Origin of the sequence: Porphyrobacter sp. AAP82 (assembly GCF_000331285.1) — a bacterium.
Taxonomy (GTDB): Bacteria; Pseudomonadota; Alphaproteobacteria; order Sphingomonadales; family Sphingomonadaceae; genus Erythrobacter.
The window spans coordinates 51,460-68,180 of record NZ_ANFX01000005.1 but is presented as its reverse complement, the minus strand read 5'-3'; the positions used below and the strand labels follow the sequence as shown (position 1 = coordinate 68,180).

At 67.4% G+C, this 16,721-nt stretch carries 21 protein-coding genes; 9 read left to right on the top strand and 12 right to left on the bottom strand.

Annotated elements, in window-relative coordinates; all coding sequences use genetic code 11:
* Both D620_RS16510 and D620_RS16505 read right to left on the bottom strand, forming a co-directional pair.
* Positions 1–715: metallophosphoesterase family protein (locus D620_RS16510; protein WP_017663802.1), on the bottom strand; the 715-nt coding region annotated here is incomplete at its 3' end.
* A gap of 8 nt (positions 716–723) precedes the next feature.
* Positions 724–996, bottom strand: a complete 273-nt coding sequence (locus D620_RS16505; RefSeq protein WP_017663801.1) for a hypothetical protein — start codon at positions 994–996, stop codon at positions 724–726.
* A 227-nt stretch (positions 997–1,223) separates the two neighbouring features.
* Between D620_RS16505 and D620_RS0100395 the strand changes: the two genes are divergently transcribed.
* Positions 1,224–1,565, top strand: coding sequence for a UrcA family protein (locus tag D620_RS0100395; RefSeq protein WP_017663800.1), 342 nt, complete (start codon positions 1,224–1,226; stop codon positions 1,563–1,565).
* Positions 1,566–1,689: 124 nt separating this feature from the next.
* Here the strand turns inward: D620_RS0100395 and D620_RS0100390 are convergent, their stop codons facing one another.
* The 3 genes from D620_RS0100390 to fumC all read right to left on the bottom strand — a co-directional run bounded on the left by D620_RS0100390 (position 1,690) and on the right by fumC (position 5,256).
* Positions 1,690–2,460: a LytR/AlgR family response regulator transcription factor gene (locus tag D620_RS0100390; protein WP_017663799.1), complete on the bottom strand. Its 771-nt coding sequence runs from the start codon at positions 2,458–2,460 to the stop codon at positions 1,690–1,692.
* Positions 2,453–3,730: a sensor histidine kinase gene (locus D620_RS0100385; protein WP_017663798.1), complete on the bottom strand. Its 1,278-nt coding sequence runs from the start codon at positions 3,728–3,730 to the stop codon at positions 2,453–2,455. The genes D620_RS0100390 and D620_RS0100385 overlap by 8 nt, the downstream gene beginning before the upstream one ends.
* A 119-nt stretch (positions 3,731–3,849) precedes the next feature.
* Positions 3,850–5,256 (bottom strand): class II fumarate hydratase, encoded by a 1,407-nt coding sequence (gene fumC, locus D620_RS0100380; RefSeq protein WP_017663797.1) that lies wholly within the window; start codon positions 5,254–5,256, stop codon positions 3,850–3,852.
* Positions 5,257–5,467: 211 nt separating this feature from the next.
* Between fumC and D620_RS0100375 the strand changes: the two genes are divergently transcribed.
* From D620_RS0100375 to D620_RS0100355, 5 genes are read left to right on the top strand one after another with little or no spacing between them, the layout of a single operon-like run.
* A complete protein-coding gene (locus D620_RS0100375) occupies positions 5,468–6,073 on the top strand; it encodes a protein-L-isoaspartate O-methyltransferase family protein (RefSeq protein ID WP_017663796.1) in 606 nt (201 codons plus the stop codon).
* Entirely contained in the window at positions 6,070–7,539 is a 1,470-nt protein-coding gene (locus D620_RS0100370; RefSeq protein ID WP_017663795.1) for a TolC family outer membrane protein, read from the top strand. The genes D620_RS0100375 and D620_RS0100370 overlap by 4 nt, the downstream gene beginning before the upstream one ends.
* Before the next feature lie 60 nt (positions 7,540–7,599).
* Entirely contained in the window at positions 7,600–8,103 is a 504-nt protein-coding gene (locus tag D620_RS0100365) for a DUF2497 domain-containing protein (RefSeq protein ID WP_017663794.1), read from the top strand.
* A gap of 53 nt (positions 8,104–8,156) precedes the next feature.
* Entirely contained in the window at positions 8,157–10,322 is a 2,166-nt protein-coding gene (locus tag D620_RS0100360; protein WP_017663793.1) for an alpha/beta hydrolase family protein, read from the top strand.
* Positions 10,319–10,747, top strand: coding sequence for a (2Fe-2S) ferredoxin domain-containing protein (locus D620_RS0100355; protein ID WP_017663792.1), 429 nt, complete (start codon positions 10,319–10,321; stop codon positions 10,745–10,747). Before D620_RS0100360 ends, D620_RS0100355 begins: the two co-directional genes overlap by 4 nt.
* A gap of 44 nt (positions 10,748–10,791) precedes the next feature.
* Here the strand turns inward: D620_RS0100355 and D620_RS0100350 are convergent, their stop codons facing one another.
* Positions 10,792–11,103, bottom strand: a complete 312-nt coding sequence (locus D620_RS0100350; RefSeq protein ID WP_017663791.1) for a hypothetical protein — start codon at positions 11,101–11,103, stop codon at positions 10,792–10,794.
* A gap of 148 nt (positions 11,104–11,251) precedes the next feature.
* Between D620_RS0100350 and D620_RS0100345 the strand changes: the two genes are divergently transcribed.
* Genes D620_RS0100345 through xth form a run of 3 tightly spaced genes read left to right on the top strand, consistent with a single transcriptional unit; the run spans position 11,252 to position 12,888 of the window.
* Positions 11,252–11,683, top strand: a complete 432-nt coding sequence (locus D620_RS0100345) for a CBS domain-containing protein (RefSeq protein ID WP_017663790.1) — start codon at positions 11,252–11,254, stop codon at positions 11,681–11,683.
* A 39-nt stretch (positions 11,684–11,722) separates the two neighbouring features.
* On the top strand, positions 11,723–12,055 hold the full coding sequence (locus tag D620_RS0100340; protein ID WP_017663789.1) for a HesB/IscA family protein: 333 nt from the start codon (positions 11,723–11,725) through the stop codon (positions 12,053–12,055).
* A gap of 38 nt (positions 12,056–12,093) precedes the next feature.
* The gene (gene xth / locus D620_RS0100335) at positions 12,094–12,888 is read left to right on the top strand and encodes an exodeoxyribonuclease III (protein WP_017663788.1); all 795 of its coding nucleotides are present in this window, start codon (positions 12,094–12,096) and stop codon (positions 12,886–12,888) included.
* Between the two features lie 154 nt (positions 12,889–13,042).
* Here xth and D620_RS0100330 read toward each other — a convergent pair whose 3' ends face one another.
* The 6 genes from D620_RS0100330 to dnaQ form a co-directional block, all read right to left on the bottom strand.
* Positions 13,043–13,699 carry a cell wall hydrolase gene (locus D620_RS0100330; RefSeq protein ID WP_017663787.1) on the bottom strand — a complete coding sequence of 219 codons (657 nt, stop codon included), beginning with the start codon at positions 13,697–13,699 and terminating at the stop codon, positions 13,043–13,045.
* A gap of 193 nt (positions 13,700–13,892) precedes the next feature.
* Positions 13,893–14,234: a DUF1491 family protein gene (locus D620_RS0100325; protein WP_017663786.1), complete on the bottom strand. Its 342-nt coding sequence runs from the start codon at positions 14,232–14,234 to the stop codon at positions 13,893–13,895.
* A gap of 2 nt (positions 14,235–14,236) precedes the next feature.
* Complete coding sequence (locus tag D620_RS0100320; RefSeq protein WP_026091834.1) at positions 14,237–14,725, bottom strand: PaaI family thioesterase; 489 nt, start codon at positions 14,723–14,725, stop codon at positions 14,237–14,239.
* Positions 14,726–14,742: 17 nt separating this feature from the next.
* The gene (locus tag D620_RS0100315; RefSeq protein WP_017663784.1) at positions 14,743–15,204 is read right to left on the bottom strand and encodes a PTS sugar transporter subunit IIA; all 462 of its coding nucleotides are present in this window, start codon (positions 15,202–15,204) and stop codon (positions 14,743–14,745) included.
* Between the two features lie 159 nt (positions 15,205–15,363).
* Positions 15,364–15,930 (bottom strand): ribosome hibernation-promoting factor, HPF/YfiA family, encoded by a 567-nt coding sequence (gene hpf, locus D620_RS0100310; protein WP_026091833.1) that lies wholly within the window; start codon positions 15,928–15,930, stop codon positions 15,364–15,366.
* A gap of 75 nt (positions 15,931–16,005) precedes the next feature.
* Positions 16,006–16,710: a DNA polymerase III subunit epsilon gene (gene dnaQ / locus D620_RS0100305; RefSeq protein ID WP_017663782.1), complete on the bottom strand. Its 705-nt coding sequence runs from the start codon at positions 16,708–16,710 to the stop codon at positions 16,006–16,008.
* Positions 16,711–16,721 lie beyond the last annotated feature (11 nt).

Below are 16,721 nucleotides of genomic sequence, written 5' to 3'. Positions count from 1 at the left end.
CCCCGCCGGCCTCGCATTCGATCACCCGCCAGCAGGCCGGGGTCTCGTGCCGCAGCCTGGTCGAAAGCGTGCCGGTCCCGATCATCCGCATCGCATGGCCGCCCATCTCGCGGCGCTGGTCGAAGGGCACGTGGACATGGCCCGAAATCACCGCATCGGCCCCTGCCGCAGCGATCTGCGCAAAGGCCGCATCGCCGCCGATGGTGGGATTGTGCGGCTTGGCCGCATCGCCGAGCAGCGGGTGGTGGGCGATGACGATCACCGTGCGCGGATCGCCGGCCGCCTTGAGCTCGGCGATCGCGTCCAGAGTATGGCGCAGCGCGGCGGGCTTCACCACGCCGTCGCTCCACGGAAAGCGGGTCTGCGCGCGCACCGTGGTGCGCAGCGGGACAAGCACCACATTTGCGCTCGCAAACCCGTCGGCCACCGCCGCGCGCAGCGCGTTGTAGCGGCGGAAGGGATCGGTAAACCGCTCCCACGGGTTGTAATAGGGCATGTCGTGATTGCCCGGCTCGAGCACCACCGGCACCCCGAGGCCTGCGAACCATTCGCGCGCGGCAGCATATTCGGAATGCTTGGCGCGCTGGGTGAGATCGCCGGTGCACACCACCGCATCGGGCTTCTCGCGCGCGACCGCCTCGGCCACGGCGGCAAGCGCGGCGCGGTCCTCCACGCCGAAGTGAACGTCGCTGATATGGAACAGACGGGTGGGCATGGCGGGCTCTATAGACGACCGGTGAGGATAAGCCATGCCGCTCCGGCATTGACCGCAGTGTAGACCGCATAGGCCCACACGAAGCCCGGCCAGCCCTTCACCGACAGCAGCAGCGCGAAGAACAGCACCGCGAACTCGCTCAGCATCGCGGCGCGGCGGCCGAGGGTCTGGCTCGCCGCGGGCAGGCGCACGAACAGCGGATGCCCGCGCGCGAAGACAGCGCCGAACAGCGCGAAATTGGCGATGCCCATGAGGAAGATGATCGCCGTCGCCGGACCCATGGCCGCAATATGGCGCTGCGCCCGTCGATTGGAAACCGCCATTTGTCGCCCGCGCGATGCCATTGATCATAGCAATGCTGCGCCGGTCGAGCGGCTGACGCGGGTTGATCGACATGGCCGTGCGTATCACCGGAGCGGGGCGTATCACTTGGTGCAGCAGGACACCTGGCCCCCCGGATCGGACCCCCGCCCGATCTCAGGTTCCTGCCGAGATGGAGGATACCCCTATGAAAACCCTTGCGAAGACTTTCACCCAGTCGCTCCTCGCCGCCGGCCTTTCGGCTGCGCTCGTCACCCCGGCCTTCGCCGGCAATCCCTTCGAGGACAACGCCCCGCGCCGCACCGCGCAGGTCCGCGTCGCCGATCTCGACCTCGGCACCGACGCCGGCCAGCGCACGCTCGATGCCCGCGTCGAAAGCGCGATCCGCCAGGTGTGCCGCTCGGTCAGCGCCAAGACCGGCACGCGGATCATGGATCAGACCGCGCAGGAGTGCAAAGCGCGCGCCCGTGCCGAAGCCAAGAGCCAGGTCGCAGCGCTGATGAGCAGCGACGCCCAGCGCGGCGGTTGATCCGCGCAGAATTTGCCCCGCGCTCCCCGGCGCGCGTGAGGCCACGGCCCGAACCCTTCCAGTCCCTGGGGTTCCGGCCGTTTTTTTGTATTCGGCCACCAAAGGTGGCACGCAAACAACGACTCTACCTTCCCGCCATCGCCTTGACGCGCGCGAGGTAGGTCCGGCCGATCCGCAGCGCCTCGCCATTGACGAGCTCCGCCGACCACACCCCGAGGCCATCGTGCCGGAGGCCGCGGATATGGTCGCGGCGCAGGATCGTCGAGCGGTGGATACGGATGAACTGTTCGGGATCGAGCCGCTCCTCCAGCCCGGCGATGGTCTGGAGCAGCAGGTAGGAGCGGGCATTGTCCGTGGCCCCGACATGCAGGCGCACATAGTCGCGCTCGGCATTGATCTGGTGGACTTCGCTCACCGCGATGCGCAGCAGTTCGGAACGGTGCGGGACCCACAGCTCGTCGAGATAGCGCCCCGCCTTCTGGCGGCCCAGATTCTGATCGATCTGCCCGCGGCGGGCGACGGCGCGCTCGATCGCGCGTTCGAGCCGGTCGGCCGAGACGGGCTTCAGGACATAATCGACCGCATCGAGGTCGAAGGCCTCGACCGCGAAATGATCATGCGCGGTCACGAAAATCACCACCGGCGCCTGCGGCTGATTGGCGAAGTGGCGCGCCACGCCAAGGCCGTCGAGTTCGGGCATGGTCATGTCGAGCAGCACCAGATCGGGCTCGAGCTTCTCGGCCAGCCGCAACGCGGCCGCGCCGTCGCTCGCGGTGCCGACCACGCGGACCGCGGGGATCTCGGCGCAGATCACCTGGACGCGTTCGACCGCGAGCGGTTCATCATCGACGATCAGGGTGCGCAGCGCGGCGTTTTCGGTGTCGGTGTCAGGCATGGCGGGGGCTCTGCTGGCTCATCGGGCGGGACAGGGGGATGCGGATCTCGGTGCAATAGCCGCCCGGGACGGGGGCCGAGGTGAAGCCGATATCGGGGCCGAAGCGCGCCTCGAGCCGGTCGCGGACATTGGCAAGGCCGATGCCGAACCCGTGGGTGGTGCCCTGCGGCACGCCGGGCCCGTCATCGCCGACGGTGATCACCAGCCGGTCGAATTCCTCGCGCGCGGCCAGGGTGATGGTGACCGGGCGCGAGACGGGCGAGACGGCGTATTTCACCGAATTCTCGACCAGCGGCTGCAGGATAATCCCCGGCACCCGGCATTCTTCCAGATCGAGCGGCAGGTCGAAGGCCGTCACCAGCCGCGTGGGAAAGCGCACCGCCTCGATATCGAGATAGAGCTTTTGCAGATCGAACTCGTCGCGCAGGCTGACATCCGCGGTCGGCTCGGTGGCGAGCGAGTGGCGGTAGAAGCGGCTGATCGTCTGGATCATCCGCTCGGCGCTGTCGGCCTTGCCGGTCATCACCAGCGCGGAGAGCGAATTGAGCGTATTGAACAGGAAATGCGGGTTCACCTGATAGCGCAAGGAGCGCAGTTCGGCGGCCTTGGCGGCAGAGCGGAACTGCTCCTCGCGCCGTTGCGAGGCGCGCGCCTGCACGCCGGCCAGCAGCGCGAAATAGGTCGAGGCCCAGGCCAGCAGCAGGAAGTAGCGGCCTAGCGCCACGTCGAGCAGCTTGCGCCAGAAATCGGAATAGGTCTCGGCCGGGGCGATCATCACCGCCTGCGAATCGACCACATCGCTATCCTCGGCGGGCGGCTGGCCGGCGGGGCTGACCCGGCGCACCGGCACATCGACCAGCAGGTTCCCGCTTTCGTCACGGCGCAGGTTGATGTTGTATTTCTTGGCATAGAGCTGCTCCTGGGCGAGCTCCATGTCCTTGAACATCCACTGGTTGATCTGGCCGATGGCGAGCGCGACGGGAATCGCGAGCGCAATTGCGGCGGAAATCTTGATCCACAAGGGCCGTGCATCGAACAGCCGCAGCAGCAGCCACAGCACGATCGTCAGCGCGATCCCGAGCGCGGTGATCACCACCCGCCGCCAGCCGAGCTCCAGCTGGAGGTTCAGATCGAGCACCAGGCTCGAGCGGAAGGTGGTGAGCACGAAATAGGTCGCCCACAGCACGACCATCGAGAACAGCACCGTGCGGAAAGACACGGTGGCGGCGGGTTCGGCGGGGGCGGTGTCGCTCAGCGGGTTTGTTGCCATGATGCCGAACAGCGATACCGCGCCTGCCCGGTTATGGAAACCGGGCAGGGCGCGTGTCGTCGGGCGGACTCGAGCCTTGGTCGAAAGATGAACAGCTGTTCAGATACGACCAACAACACTTAATCGCGCGGGCGAATCATGTCGGAAGGCACGACCCACTGGGCAAACTGCGCCTCGGTGAGCAGGCCGAGCGCCAATGCGGATTCCTTCAGCGTGGTCCCTTCCGCATGCGCCTTCTTGGCGATCTTGGCGGCGTTGTCGTAGCCGATGTGGGGGTTCAGTGCGGTCACCAGCATCAGGCTTTCATTGAGGAGCTGGGTGATGCGGGTGGTGTTGGCCTCGATGCCCACAACACAATTGTCGGTGAAGGCATGGGCGGCGTCGCCGATCAGCTTCATCGATTGCAGCACGTTGTAGATGATGACGGGCTTGAACACGTTGAGTTCAAGATGCCCGTGCGATCCGGCGACCGTCACCGCCACGTGATTGCCCATCACCTGCGCGCAGACCATCGTCATCGCCTCGCACTGGGTCGGGTTGACCTTGCCCGGCATGATCGAGGAGCCCGGCTCGTTGGCGGGCAGCGAGAGTTCGCCGAGGCCGGAACGCGGGCCCGAGCCCAAGAGGCGGATGTCGTTGGCGATCTTCATCAGGCTGACCGCCAGCACATTGAGCGCGCCCGAAATCTCGACCATCGCATCATGCGCGGCGAGCGCTTCGAACTTGTTGGGGGCGGTGACGAAAGCGTGGCCGGTTTCGGCAGCGACTTCGGCCGCGAAAGCCGTGTCGAAGCCGACCTTGGCGTTGATCCCGGTGCCCACGGCGGTGCCGCCCTGCGCCAGTTCGAGCACACGGGGGAGCGCCGCTTCCACACGCTTGATCCCGTAACCAACCTGCGCGGCGTAGCCGGAAAACTCCTGCCCCAGCGTCATCGGGGTCGCATCCTGCAAATGGGTGCGGCCGATCTTGACGATCTGGCTGAATTCCTGCGCCTTGGCGTCAAGCGCGCCGTGGAGCTTCTTCAGCGCCGGGATCAGGTGATCCAGCGCCTCGACCGCCGCGGCGATGTGCATCGCGGTAGGAAATGTGTCGTTCGACGACTGGCCCATGTTGCAGTGATCGTTGGGGTGGACGGGGGTCTTGCCGCCCTTCTGGCCGGTGAGAATCTCGTTCGCGCGGCTCGCGATCACCTCGTTGGCGTTCATGTTCGACTGGGTGCCGCTGCCGGTCTGCCACACCACCAGCGGGAACTGGTCGGCAAGAGTGCCGTCGATCACCTCGCGCGCGGCCTGGACGATCGCTTCGCCGATTCCGGCATCGAGTACGCCGAGCTTCATGTTCGCGCGCGCGGCGGAGAGCTTCTGCACGCCCAGAGCGCGCACCAGTGCCGGCGGCATGGTTTCGCCGCCGATCGGAAAGTTGACGATCGAGCGCTGCGTCTGCGCGCCCCAGTGCATGTTCGCCGGAACCGCCACTTCGCCCAGCGAATCGGTTTCGATCCGCACGTCCTGCCCGTTGCCCGTCATGTCACTCATCGAAGCCATCCCTCTCTAAGTCGAATTGCGCCACACTGCCTTACGCGCTTCCCTAAGCACCAGCGCGCGGCAAGGTCAAAGGCGTAAAATCGTCAGCCTCCGGCCGCGCCGAAAGCGGGCAAAAGCCTTGGAAGCACGCGCCGGCCCGTTTAAGGAGAGGGTTGACCGGCTGTATTGCGACCCTAATACAGTCACCCGAGAAATGATGAGCACCATGACGCAGACCCTTGCCGACACCCGAACCGCCCGCCGCGTGATGATCGACAGCCAGCTGCGCACCAGCGGCGTGAACGAGGAATATGTGCTCGCCCGGATGCTCGCCGTCCCGCGCGAGGATTTCCTTCCGGCCGAAAGGCGCGCGCAGGCCTATATCGACCGCGCGGTCGCGCTCGGCGATGCCGGCCACCTCGCCAGCCCGCTGTTCTACGGCAAGCTGCTGCTCGAAGCGGCGCCGGCGCCCGACGCGCGGGTGCTGGTGGTGAACGGGGGCACCGGCTACCTCACGGCGCTGATCGCTCCGCTCGCAGGGACCGTCACCGAAGTCACCGCCGCCGAGGCCGCCGCTTTGCAAGGCGCGGGCGAATATGACCTTGTCGTCATCGACGGCGCGATCGAGCAGCTGCCCGAAGGGCTCGCGGCGGTGCTGGCCGATGATGGCCGGATCGTCACCGGCCTGGTGCTGCGCCAGGTCACCCGGCTCGCGAGCGGGCGCAAGGTCGCCGGCAGCGTGGCGCTCCAGCCGCTCGAGGATCTCGGCATTCCCGTCCTCGCCGCCTTCGCCGCGCCCAGGCGCTGGACCTTCGCATGACGCGCCGCTCCCCTGCGCTGCGCCTCGCGGGAGCGGCGAGCCTGCTGGCGCTCGCCGCCGCCCCGGCTGAGGCCGATACCCTGCGCGAGGCGCTCGCCGCGGCCTACAATACCAACCCCACGCTCGAAGGCGCGCGCGACAGCCAGCGCGCCACCGACGAGAACGTGCCGATCGCGCGCGCATCGGGGCTGCCCTCGGTCGATATCACCGCGACCCATATCGAGTTCCTGCGCCAGTCGGCCAACTCCTTCACCGCGCCCGAACGCAATCTCGGGGTGACCGCGGCGCTGGTCGCGCCGATCTATTCGGGCGGCGCGGTGCGCAATGCGATCGCCGCGGCCAAGGACAGGGTCGAGGCCGGGCAGGCGGACCTGCGCAACACCGAAAGCACGCTGTTCTCGCAGGTCGTCGCCGCTTACATGGACGTGCTGCGGACCGAGGCGCTGGTGGCGCTGTCGACCAACAATGTCGCGGTGCTGCGCACCAATCTCGAGGCGACCAGCGACCGCTTCCAGATCGGCGATCTGACCATCACCGACGTCGCCCAGTCGCGCTCGCGCCTGGCGGTGGCCGAGGGCGATCTCCAGACCGCGCAATCGAACCTCATCGCCGCGCGCGAGACCTATATCCGGCTCGTCGGCCGGGCCCCGGGCGAGCTCGACGCTCCGCCCCCGCTGCCGGGCCTGCCCGATACGGTGGGAGAGGCGATCGTCACGGCGCTCGACAACAATCCCAACCTCGAAGCCGCCAGGCAGCGCGCCGAGGCCGCCGGGTTCGACACCAAGGCCGCTGGTGCCGGACGGCTGCCGACCGTCAGCCTGTTCGCCAACGGCCAGTACAGCGATTTCTACGGCACGCTGGGCGGTCCGGTGGCGGCGCAGTTCGCGCAGAGCGAGAAGACCGCCAACGCCGGGGTGCGGGTGACGATCCCGATCTTCCAGGGTGGCCTGCCCGCCGCCCGCCAGCGTCAGGCCAGCGCCCGCGAAAGCGCCGCGCTGACCGACGTGATCGAATCCGAACGCCAGATCATCGCCGAAACCCGCTCGACCTATGCCGCCTGGCAAGCCGCCAACGCTGTCATCAAGAGCTCGCAGGCCGCGGTCGAAGCGGCCGAACTCAGCCTTGAAGGCGTGCGCGCGGAGAACTCGATCGGCAACCGCCAGATCCTCGACGTGCTCAATGCCGAGCAGGAACTGGTGCAGTCCCGCGCCCAGCTGGTGACCGCGCGGCGCAACGCCTATGTCGCCGGGTTCAATCTGCTGGCGCTGATGGGCAAGGCCGAGGCCCGCGATCTCAACCTCGATGTCGGCGGGCCGCTTTACGATCCGCAGGTCAATGCCGACCGCGTCAGCAGCAAGCTGAACGATTGGGACCGCGATCCCGAACCGGCCCCGGATTCGACCAGAACCGTTGACATTCCCCCGGCCACGGCGACAATCGGCCCGCAATTGCTGCCCGGCGAGTGAACGCGGTCCCGATTCGGGACGCCAGAAGTGCAAATGGCGGGCAGGCATACGGGGCTAGGCATGGGTCAGGAAAACGGGGAAGCTTCGGTCGAGGAGATCCTCGAATCGATCAAGAAAGTGATTGCCCGCGACAACCGCGTCGGCGCGATGGAAGCGCGGCGGCGGCGGATGCTGGTTTCGGAAGACGATTCGGCCCAGCCCGCCCCGCTCGCCCGCACCCACAAGGTCCGCGATGCCGAGGAAGTGCTCGATCTGGACGAAATGGATGTGGCGCCCGAGGAACCGGCTCGCAAACCCGTCATGCCGATGGAACACGCCGACGAAACCCCGCTGATCGCCGATCAGGTGCTGGGTGCGATGCAAGAAAACCTCGCCGCGCTCGCCATGCTGGCCGAGCCCCCTGCGCGCCCGCAGATCGTGCGTTCGGGGGAGACGTCGCTGGAAGGCCTGACCCGCGAGCTGCTGCGCCCGATGCTCGCCGAATGGCTCGAGGCGAACCTGCCGGCGATGGTCGAAAACCTCGTGCAGGCGGAAATCGCCCGGATCGTCGGCAAGCGCCGCTGAGGGATCGCTCGGGGCTAGCGCGGGGGCGCCGGGAGGTCTAACGCCTTTCGGCCATGCGTCATCTCACAGCTTTCGGCGCGCTCGCCGCCGCCATCGCCTTTTCCACCCCGCTCGCCGCCGGGGAACCCCCCCGCGCCGCCGCCGCATCGGGCGTCCCCGGCGTTGCCGCGCCGCCGATGACCGCCGAGGATCTCGTCACCCTCCCGCGCCTCGGCGCTCCGGCGGTCAACCGCGAAGGCACGCTGGCGGTCTACAGCGTCACCGTGACCGATCCGGCGAGCCTCAAGCGCGCGCCCACCCATTACTTGATCGACCTCACCAAGCCCGGCGCGGTGCCGGTCGCGCTCGACCTCGGGCTCAAGGCCTCGGACCTTGCTTTCGGCCCCGACGGCGCGCTCTATTTCCTGAGCAGCGAGATCACCGACACCGCCGCGCCCGCCCTATCACGGGTGTGGCGGGTGACGTTGACGAAAGACAGCACGGCCCGGACCCCCGGGCTCGTCACCCCGCAGACCGCGCGCGACATCGCCGGCTTCAAACTCGCCCCCAATGGTAGCGCCATCGCGGTGTGGGGCGAAATTCCGCGCGATTGCCCGACCTTCGGTTGCGCCGACGCGGCGACGCCCTACACCCCCGGCCCCGGCACCGGACGGCTCTATGACGCCGCGGACGGCTTCGTGCGCCACTGGGACCGCTGGGCGACCCCGGGGCTCCACAACCGCATCTTCGTCTTCCCGCTCGAGAATGGCTTGGTGGCGGGCGGGGGCCATCCCGTCGACGGCACCGACCCCGCCACCGGCATCACCGCCGATACGCCCACCATGCCGTTCGGCGGCGCGGAGGAACTGGCCTTCGCCCCGGATGCAAAGACACTGTTCTTCACCGCCCGCCTATCGCATGCGGACGAGCCGGGTTCGACCAATCTCGACATCTACGCCTCGGACCTCACCGGGGCCGCGCCCAAGCTCCTGACCGCCGCCAACAAGGCCACCGACACCGCGCCGACGCCCTCGCCCGATGGCCGCTGGCTGGCCTGGCTCGCCATGGACCGGCCGACTTACGAGGCGGACAGGCAGGCGGTGCAGCTGCTCGATCTCAAGACCGGCACCCAGCGCAACCTCACGGCAAGCGTCGACCTCTCCTTCGCCAGCCTCGCCTGGGCGGCTGACGGCAAGAGCCTGATCGCCACCGCGCAAAAGGTGCTCGACACTCCCGCCTTCCGCATCGACATCGCCAGCGGCAAGGTCACCGAATTGAACCTCATGGCGGGCAACGAAGCGCATATCGCCAACCTCGTCCCCCTGCCCAAGGGCCGCGCGCTGTTCACCCGCGATTCGCTCGGCCAGCCTGCCGAACTGTTCCTGTCGGACGGCATGGGGCAGGCCCGTCCGCTCACCGATGTCGCCACCACCCGCATGGGCGCCATGGCCAGCATCGTCACGCGCCGCTTCAGCTTCACCGGGGCGAACGGCGACACGGTGTGGGGCCAGCTCACCCGCCTCGCCGACCAGACCGGGCCGATCCCCGCGATCCTCTACATCCACGGCGGTCCGCAGGGGAGCTTCAACGACAGCTGGTCGAACCGCTGGAACCCCCGCGTCCTCGCCAGCCAAGGCTATGCGGTGATCTCGGTCGATTTCCACGGCAGCACCGGTTACGGGCAGGCCTTCACCGACGCGATCAACAAGAACTGGGGCGGCTGGCCGCTCGAAGACCTGCAAAAGGGCTTTGCCGCCGGCATCGCGCTCGACACCCAGATCGCCGGTGACCTCGCCTGCGCGATGGGGGCGAGCTACGGCGGCTACATGGTCAACTGGATCGCCGGCAACTGGCCCGACCGCTTCCGCTGCATCGTCCAGCACGACGGCATCTTCGACAACCGCTCGATGTATTATTCGACCGAGGAACTGTGGTTCCCGCGCTGGGACCATGGCGGCAGCTACGAAGAAGCGCGCGAGGTCTACGAGAAGTGGAACCCGGCGAAGCATGTGAGCAAGTGGCAGACGCCGATGCTGGTGGTGACCGGCCAGAAGGATTACCGCGTTCCCTACTCGCAGGGGATCATGAGCTTCACCGCTCTCCAGGAACGCGGCATCCCCGCGCAATTGCTGGTCTTCCCCGATGAAAACCACTGGGTGCTGGGCGCGAAGAACTCTTTGCAATGGCACCAGACGGTGTTCGCGTGGCTGGATCGCTGGTTGAAGAAGACCGGCGAATGAGCCGCAAGGAGCGCGAATCCGCGCGCCATTCACTCGCCAAGCATTACGGCGATCCGGCAGATGGCACCGCGATCACCCGCCACATCATGATCTGCGCGCTGTCCGAAAAGCAGAAATGCTGCTCGCGCGAGGCGGGGGAGGAGGCGTGGGGCTTCCTCAAGTCGCGTTTGAAGGAACTGGGGCTGGTCGGCCCGCAGCGCGATGACGACAGCAAGCGTGGGCCGGGCGGCGGGGTGCAGCGCACCAAAGCGGATTGCTTGCAGATCTGCGCCGCCGGACCTGTCGCGGTCGTGTGGCCGGACGGGGTGTGGTATCACTCGTGTGCGCCTGAGGTGCTTGAGCGGATCATCCAGGAACACCTGATCGCGGGCAGGCCGGTGGAAGACTACCGGCTCAATCCTCCCGCCTCTCCAGCACAGGGGTAGGGGGTGGGGGCGCGGGCCGGAGGCTCGCGCCTGCGTCAGCCCTCTCAGTCCTCGTTCGGGCTCCACAGCTCGTCCCGGCTCGGCATGTGGTTGTCGACCGATTCGTCGTGGCCGGTGCCGTTGGAGAGGAACACCAGCCCCATCAAGGCCCCGCCGAGCAGCATCGTCAAGCTGATCCCCAGCGCCACCGCGATGTAGAAATGCACGGAAATCATGCCGTTATAGGCAAACAGCAGGCCCATCGCGATGCCCACGGTCAGCACCGTGGCGGCGAGCAGCCATTTCATGATCTGGCGGTAGCGCGCCCACGCGTGGGCGGCGTTCACGGGATCGTCGAGCGGGGACTTGCGGGTCATGCCCCCGCCATGGCCCGCCCCTTGCGGCATTGCAACGCGCGAAAGCTGCAAGGCCCCGCGCGCACGGTGCAATCGGATGCGACCGGACGATTCGCTTTTTCGCCCGATGCATGGCACTTTCCATCTCCGGAGAGAAAGGGAGAGTCCCATGACCATTGCCCGCATCATCGCCCAACGCGGCGCGTCGGACATCATCGCCTGCGATTGCACCACCCCCGTCAGCGAGGTGGTGCAGACCCTCGCCAGCAGACGCATCGGCGCACTGCCGGTGCTGCGCGAGGGGCGCGTCGTCGGCATCGTCTCGGAGCGCGACGTGATTTACCGCCTGGCCGACCGGGGGAAGGACTGCCTCGATGTCGCGGTCGAGGAGATCATGACCTCGCCCGCGATCACGGTCGAACCGGCGACCACGGTGGACGAGGCGCTCGCCATGATGACCCGCCGCCGCTTCCGCCACTTCCCGGTGGTCGAAAACGGCGCGCTGGTCGCCTTCATCTCGATCGGCGACCTCGTGAAGCACAAGATGGACGAGGTGCAGGGCGAGGCCGAGGCGCTGCGCAACTACATTCAGGCGGTGTGACGCCTTGAGGATCGCTCGGCCAAGCCCTAGATTGATGCCATGAGCGCCGCGCCCCTGATCCTCACTCCGTCCGCCGCCAGGCGGGTCGCCTTCATCGCGACCAAGCAGGCGCGCCCTGCAATCCTGCGCCTCGCGGTCGAGGGCGGGGGGTGTTCGGGCTTCCAGTACAAGTTCGAACTGGCCGACGGGGCGGACGCCGAGGATTCGGTGTCCGAGACCGATGGCGTCAAGCTGGTGGTCGATCCCGTCAGCCTCGATCTGATCGCAGGCAGCACGGTGGATTTCGTCGAATCGCTGGGCGGCGCGGCCTTCAAGGTCGAAAACCCGCAGGCCGCCGCCGGATGCGGCTGCGGGGCGAGCTTCGGGATTTGAGTTAGACCGCGCGCGCGGATTGCGGCACAAGCGCGCGCATGAAAATCGCCACCTTCAACATCAACGGGATCAAGGCGCGGCTGCCCCGCCTTCTCGAATGGCTCGAGGAAACCCGCCCCGCGGTCGCCTGCCTGCAAGAGATCAAGACGCAGGACGAGGGCTTTCCGGCGGGCGATTTCGAGGCGATCGGTTATTCCGCGATCTGGCACGGGCAGAAGAGTTTCAATGGCGTGGCGATCCTTGCCGATACCCGCGCCGGCTACGTCCTGACCGAAGTGCAGCGCGGCCTCGGCATTCCCGGCCCGAACGAAGGCGAGGGGGAACAGGCGCGATACCTCGAAGCCGACGTCAACGGCATCCGCATCGCCTGCCTCTACCTCCCCAACGGCAACCCGCATCCAGGGCCCAAGTTCACCTACAAGCTCGCCTGGATGGCTGCCTTACGCGAACGCATGGCGGCGATCTGGGCCGAGGAAGTGCCCGCGGTGGTGCTCGGCGATTTCAACGTCGTCCCGCATGATGACGATGTGTGGTCGGTCAAGGCGATGGCCGACGACGCGCTGATGCAGCCTGAAAGCCGCGCGGCCTATGCGCGCCTGCTCGCCGATGGCTGGACCGACGCGATCCGCACCCACAACCCGCGCGGGGGGGTGTGGACCTATTGGGATTACCAGGCCGGCGCCTGGCAGCGCGACCACGGGTTCCGGATCGACCACATCCTGCTCTCGCCGGAATGCGCCGACCGGATGGAAGCCTGCGGCGTCGACAAGGCGTTTCGCGGCCGCGAGAAGGCAAGCGACCACACGGGAGTCTGGGTGCGGCTGAAGCCGTAATCCTCGCCGCTGTTTCGCCCTTCGGGCGAGCGGCTGCGGGCGCCCGTTCGGGCTTGCGGCGCTTCGCGCCGAACCCCCCCCTCAAGGAGCGAAGTGGTAGGGCGACAAACACTCGCGCCCGCAGCGCCGCGCCCGAAGGGCGTGTGAGCGAGGATCACCTGTAGAAGACATGCGTGTCGATCCGGGCGAGCCGCGTCTTGGTGCGGGTCCAGCCGGGGGTCACGTAGCGCGCGTGGAAGAACACCGCGCGGCCCGCTTCGCTTTCCCACAGGCCCTTGTCGGCGATGTGGGCGACCGCGACGGCGCGGTGCCATGCGGCCGAGCCTTCGGGGATCGCCGGCATCCGCCGTCCGCGCATGAAGGAGAATTGCCCGGGCTGGGCGACGACGCCGCAATAGGAGCGCGGGAAGCGCCCGTCCTCGGTGCGGTTGACGATCACCTGCGCCACGGCGAGCTGCCCGGCAAGCGCCTCGCCGCGCGCCTCGAAATAGACCGCGCCGGCAAGGCAGCGCAGGTCTTGCGACATCGGCGTGGCGGTGTCGATCATGCCGACCAGTTCGCCGAGCGAGCCGGCTTCGGTCAGCGTCGGCGTGCCTGACTGAGGCGCGGGCGCGGGCAGGCTCTGCACCACGGGCTCGGAGGTGAATTGGATCTGTTCGGGGACCAGCTCGGGGGCTTCGACCGGGGTGGGAGCGGTGAGCTGTTCATGCGCGGCCTGGGCCAGCGCTGCGGCATCGGGGCCGCCGGGGAACATCGTGGTTGCGATTGCGAGGCCCGCAATCGCAGCAATCGTGGCAGTCTTGCGACTCATGGACATTCACCAATTCGGCGGTGAGCGCGCACAGGCGCAGGCGGGAACCGCGATCCAGATCGTTACCGATGTGGGGGGTTCGAAGAAGCCTGCCGGCCGCTCCCCGTCTGCGTGCCGGAGGATGCGACCGGATTGTCGCCCTGCCAGCCTGCGCTCAGGAGGTGGAGGCCCTTTAGCCCCGCCCGTCTTCCGGTCAAGTTAAGGCGGCCATACGCGCGACGAACCGTTCCCGATCCGCGATATCCACCTCGATTAGCCACATATCACTGTCCTGACGCCGCCTTCGGGCCAGATATTCTGAAAATTCCTGAGGATTCTCAGGGTCTTCTCGCTTCACCGCAAGAAATTTGCGCGATCCGTCGCGCTGGGGCATCCTTTCGAACAGAATACCCTCCCTCCCGCGACACAGGGTTACCACAAGGATCGTCCCGGCATCATGCTCCCCCTTGGCGAGCACCGTGGCGAACCCCCCCTCGCTTTCGGCAAGGCGCATGATGGCGCCGGCTTCGAGGTGCGCAGGCAGCCTCGCGTCCACCGCTAGAGCCCCGAGGGACCGCCCGCGGCATAGCCCGGCAGGCTCGAGAGCGCGATGCGGCTGCGCATGAAGGTGCCGGTGCCGCGGCCGATCTCCTCGCCCTCGGCATCGACCAGCCGCGCCTCGGCGACGAACACACGGCGGCGGCCGCTCACCCAGTGGCCTTCGGCGGTGACCTGCCCGGCGCGCACGGGCTTGGAGAAGAACAGGTTGAAGCTGGTGGTCAAAAGGAAGCGGTCGGTCACCAGCGAATTGCAGGCGTAGAAGGCCGCATCGTCGAGCATCTTGAAGTAGATCGTCCCGTGGGCCGCGCCGGCCGCGTGGTAATCCTCAGGGCTGACGGTGAAGGTCAGCTGCGAACGGCCCTCGCCCGGGATGTGCAGCGTGCTCGCGAACTTGGCGTTGACCGGCGCGGAGGCATAGAGCCGCTCCAATGCCCGGTAATGCTGCTCAGCACCGCTCGCGGCGAGGGTCTCGTCACTGGCCGGCATGGTGGATCAGGGGCGGATCAGGCCGCGTCGCGCAGGAACTGGTTGGTGAGCAGCGCATAGACCGCCTCGGTATCGGGCGCATCGGCGAGCATTTGCAGCATCGTCTCGTCCCGCGTCAGGCGCGAGATCGCGGCGAGCGCGTGGAGGTGGGTCGCGCCGGCGTTCTCGGGCGAGACCAGGCAGCACACCAGCGTCACGGGACGCGCATCGGCAGCGGCGAAATCGATCGGCGCCTCGAGGCGGATCAGCGCGAGGCTGGGGCGGCGCACGTCCTTGCTGCGGCAATGCGGGATCGCCACGCCGCGCCCGAAACCGGTGCTGCCCAGTGCCTCGCGCGCTTCGAGGTTTTCGAGCACCTCGTCCTCGTCAAGGCCATAGGCCGCGCTGAGCAGCTGCGCCGCACGGGCGAGAATCTTCGGCTTGGTATCAAGCCGGGCGAATGCGATCGCCTGCGGGGAAAGAGCGAGGTTGACGTCCATTACACGAATGATCCCGAAACTGTGCGCCTTGCTACGGCGAAGGTCCGGCCTGTCCACGTCCGCATGGCGGAGCGTGCCGGGCCGGGGCGGTGCCCCCTCCTGCGACCGCCTGGACCTTCGAAAGCAGGCCTTGCCGTAACGGCAAGGCGAGCATTGGCCCTATCTAGGCTCGACCCATCCGATCGAGCCATCGGCGCGCCTGTAGACCATATTATGGCGTCCGGTGCCAGCATTTTTGAAAAACAGCGCGCCGGTGTTCCGCAGGTCCATCAGCATCACCGCGTCGGCAACGCTTGCGGTGGGGATGTCGACGCGGGTTTCGGCGATCACCAGCGGGGCATCGGCGGTGACCTCTTCCTCCTCGTCTTCCTCGACGGCGAAGATGGTGTAGGCGGCCTCTTCCTCGCTGCGGGCATAGCTCGCCTGTTCGTGGCGCGAGGTGAGCCGGCGCTTGTAGCGCCGCAGCTGCGTCTCGATCTTGCCGACTGCATCATCGAGCGCGACATGGACATCATGCGCCGACCCTTGCGCCTTGAGGATCAGGCCCTGCATCACATGGGTGACGATATCGCAGGTAAAGGACCCCGCGGGCGCCTTGGCGAAGGTCACGTGGCTCGACAGCGCGCGCTCGAAATACTTGTCGACGATCGCGCCGAGCCGGTCCGAGGCGTGCTCCTGAAGCGCCGCGCCGGTTGCCATCTGGTGGCCGGAAATCCGAATGTCCATGCAGTGTGTTCCTCCGTCCAAGAGTGAGGATCCCAGGGGGGTTGCGGGCCAGCGATACCCGCGGCGCGCCGGGCTTCAACCAACCCAGATTGCGTCCTTGATCTGCGCGATGAATGCGCGGTGGCGTTCCAGCTCCTCCGGGCTGGCAACATGGGGGCGGGGTTCGCGCCGGGTCCGGTCCACAGACGGACGGTGCCACGGCGCATCGGGGGTGAACGCGGCGAGGGCGGGCGCATCGGGCGCGGCATCGGCCAGCCCGAGGCCGATCTGCCGCCCGCCGGTCAGTTCGACATAGACCTGCGCGAGCAGCTCGGCATCGAGCAGTGCGCCGTGCTTGACGCGGTGGCTCCGGTCGATCCCGTAGCGGGTGCACAGCGCATCCAAGCTGAGCTTGGCGCCGGGGTGTTTCTTGCGCGCGATGGCGACGGTATCGACCATCCGGTCGTAGCTGATCGGTGCCAGCCCTGCGCGTTCGAGCTCGTTATTGAGAAAGCCGAAATCGAAGCCGGCATCATGCGCGACAAGGTTGGAATCGCCGAGGAACGCGAGCAGTTCGTCCGCCGTTTCGGCAAACCGCGGCTTGGCCGAAAGAAAGGCGGCGGAAAGGCCGTGGACCCGCTCTGCCTCGGCCGGCATGTCGCGATCGGGGTTGAAATAGGCGTGGAAGGTGCGCCCCGTCTCGACCCGGCCGACCATTTCGACGCAGCCGATTTCCACCATGCGGTCCCCGGTCTTGGGATCGAGCCCGGTGGTTTCGGTATCGAAGATGACCTCACGCATTTGCAGGACTA

Excerpts from the sequence above, each read along its gene's own strand:
- xth (WP_017663788.1), top strand. The coding sequence starts at position 12,094 with ATGAAAATCGCCACCTTCAACATCAACGGGATCAAGGCGCGGCTGCCC.
- hpf (WP_026091833.1), bottom strand. The coding sequence starts at position 15,930 with ATGGACATTCGGATTTCCGGCCACCAGATGGCAACCGGCGCGGCGCTT.
- D620_RS0100370 (WP_017663795.1), top strand. The coding sequence starts at position 6,070 with ATGACGCGCCGCTCCCCTGCGCTGCGCCTCGCGGGAGCGGCGAGCCTG.
- D620_RS0100385 (WP_017663798.1), bottom strand. The coding sequence starts at position 3,730 with ATGGCAACAAACCCGCTGAGCGACACCGCCCCCGCCGAACCCGCCGCC.
- D620_RS0100315 (WP_017663784.1), bottom strand. The coding sequence starts at position 15,204 with ATGGACGTCAACCTCGCTCTTTCCCCGCAGGCGATCGCATTCGCCCGG.
- D620_RS0100390 (WP_017663799.1), bottom strand. The coding sequence starts at position 2,460 with ATGCCTGACACCGACACCGAAAACGCCGCGCTGCGCACCCTGATCGTC.
- D620_RS0100365 (WP_017663794.1), top strand. The coding sequence starts at position 7,600 with ATGGGTCAGGAAAACGGGGAAGCTTCGGTCGAGGAGATCCTCGAATCG.
- fumC (WP_017663797.1), bottom strand. The coding sequence starts at position 5,256 with ATGACGGGCAACGGGCAGGACGTGCGGATCGAAACCGATTCGCTGGGC.
- D620_RS0100355 (WP_017663792.1), top strand. The coding sequence starts at position 10,319 with ATGAGCCGCAAGGAGCGCGAATCCGCGCGCCATTCACTCGCCAAGCAT.
- D620_RS0100320 (WP_026091834.1), bottom strand. The coding sequence starts at position 14,725 with ATGCCGGCCAGTGACGAGACCCTCGCCGCGAGCGGTGCTGAGCAGCAT.
- D620_RS0100345 (WP_017663790.1), top strand. The coding sequence starts at position 11,252 with ATGACCATTGCCCGCATCATCGCCCAACGCGGCGCGTCGGACATCATC.
- D620_RS16505 (WP_017663801.1), bottom strand. The coding sequence starts at position 996 with ATGGGTCCGGCGACGGCGATCATCTTCCTCATGGGCATCGCCAATTTC.
- D620_RS0100340 (WP_017663789.1), top strand. The coding sequence starts at position 11,723 with ATGAGCGCCGCGCCCCTGATCCTCACTCCGTCCGCCGCCAGGCGGGTC.
- D620_RS0100395 (WP_017663800.1), top strand. The coding sequence starts at position 1,224 with ATGAAAACCCTTGCGAAGACTTTCACCCAGTCGCTCCTCGCCGCCGGC.
- D620_RS0100360 (WP_017663793.1), top strand. The coding sequence starts at position 8,157 with ATGCGTCATCTCACAGCTTTCGGCGCGCTCGCCGCCGCCATCGCCTTT.
- dnaQ (WP_017663782.1), bottom strand. The coding sequence starts at position 16,710 with ATGCGTGAGGTCATCTTCGATACCGAAACCACCGGGCTCGATCCCAAG.
- D620_RS0100375 (WP_017663796.1), top strand. The coding sequence starts at position 5,468 with ATGATGAGCACCATGACGCAGACCCTTGCCGACACCCGAACCGCCCGC.
- D620_RS0100350 (WP_017663791.1), bottom strand. The coding sequence starts at position 11,103 with ATGACCCGCAAGTCCCCGCTCGACGATCCCGTGAACGCCGCCCACGCG.
- D620_RS0100330 (WP_017663787.1), bottom strand. The coding sequence starts at position 13,699 with ATGAGTCGCAAGACTGCCACGATTGCTGCGATTGCGGGCCTCGCAATC.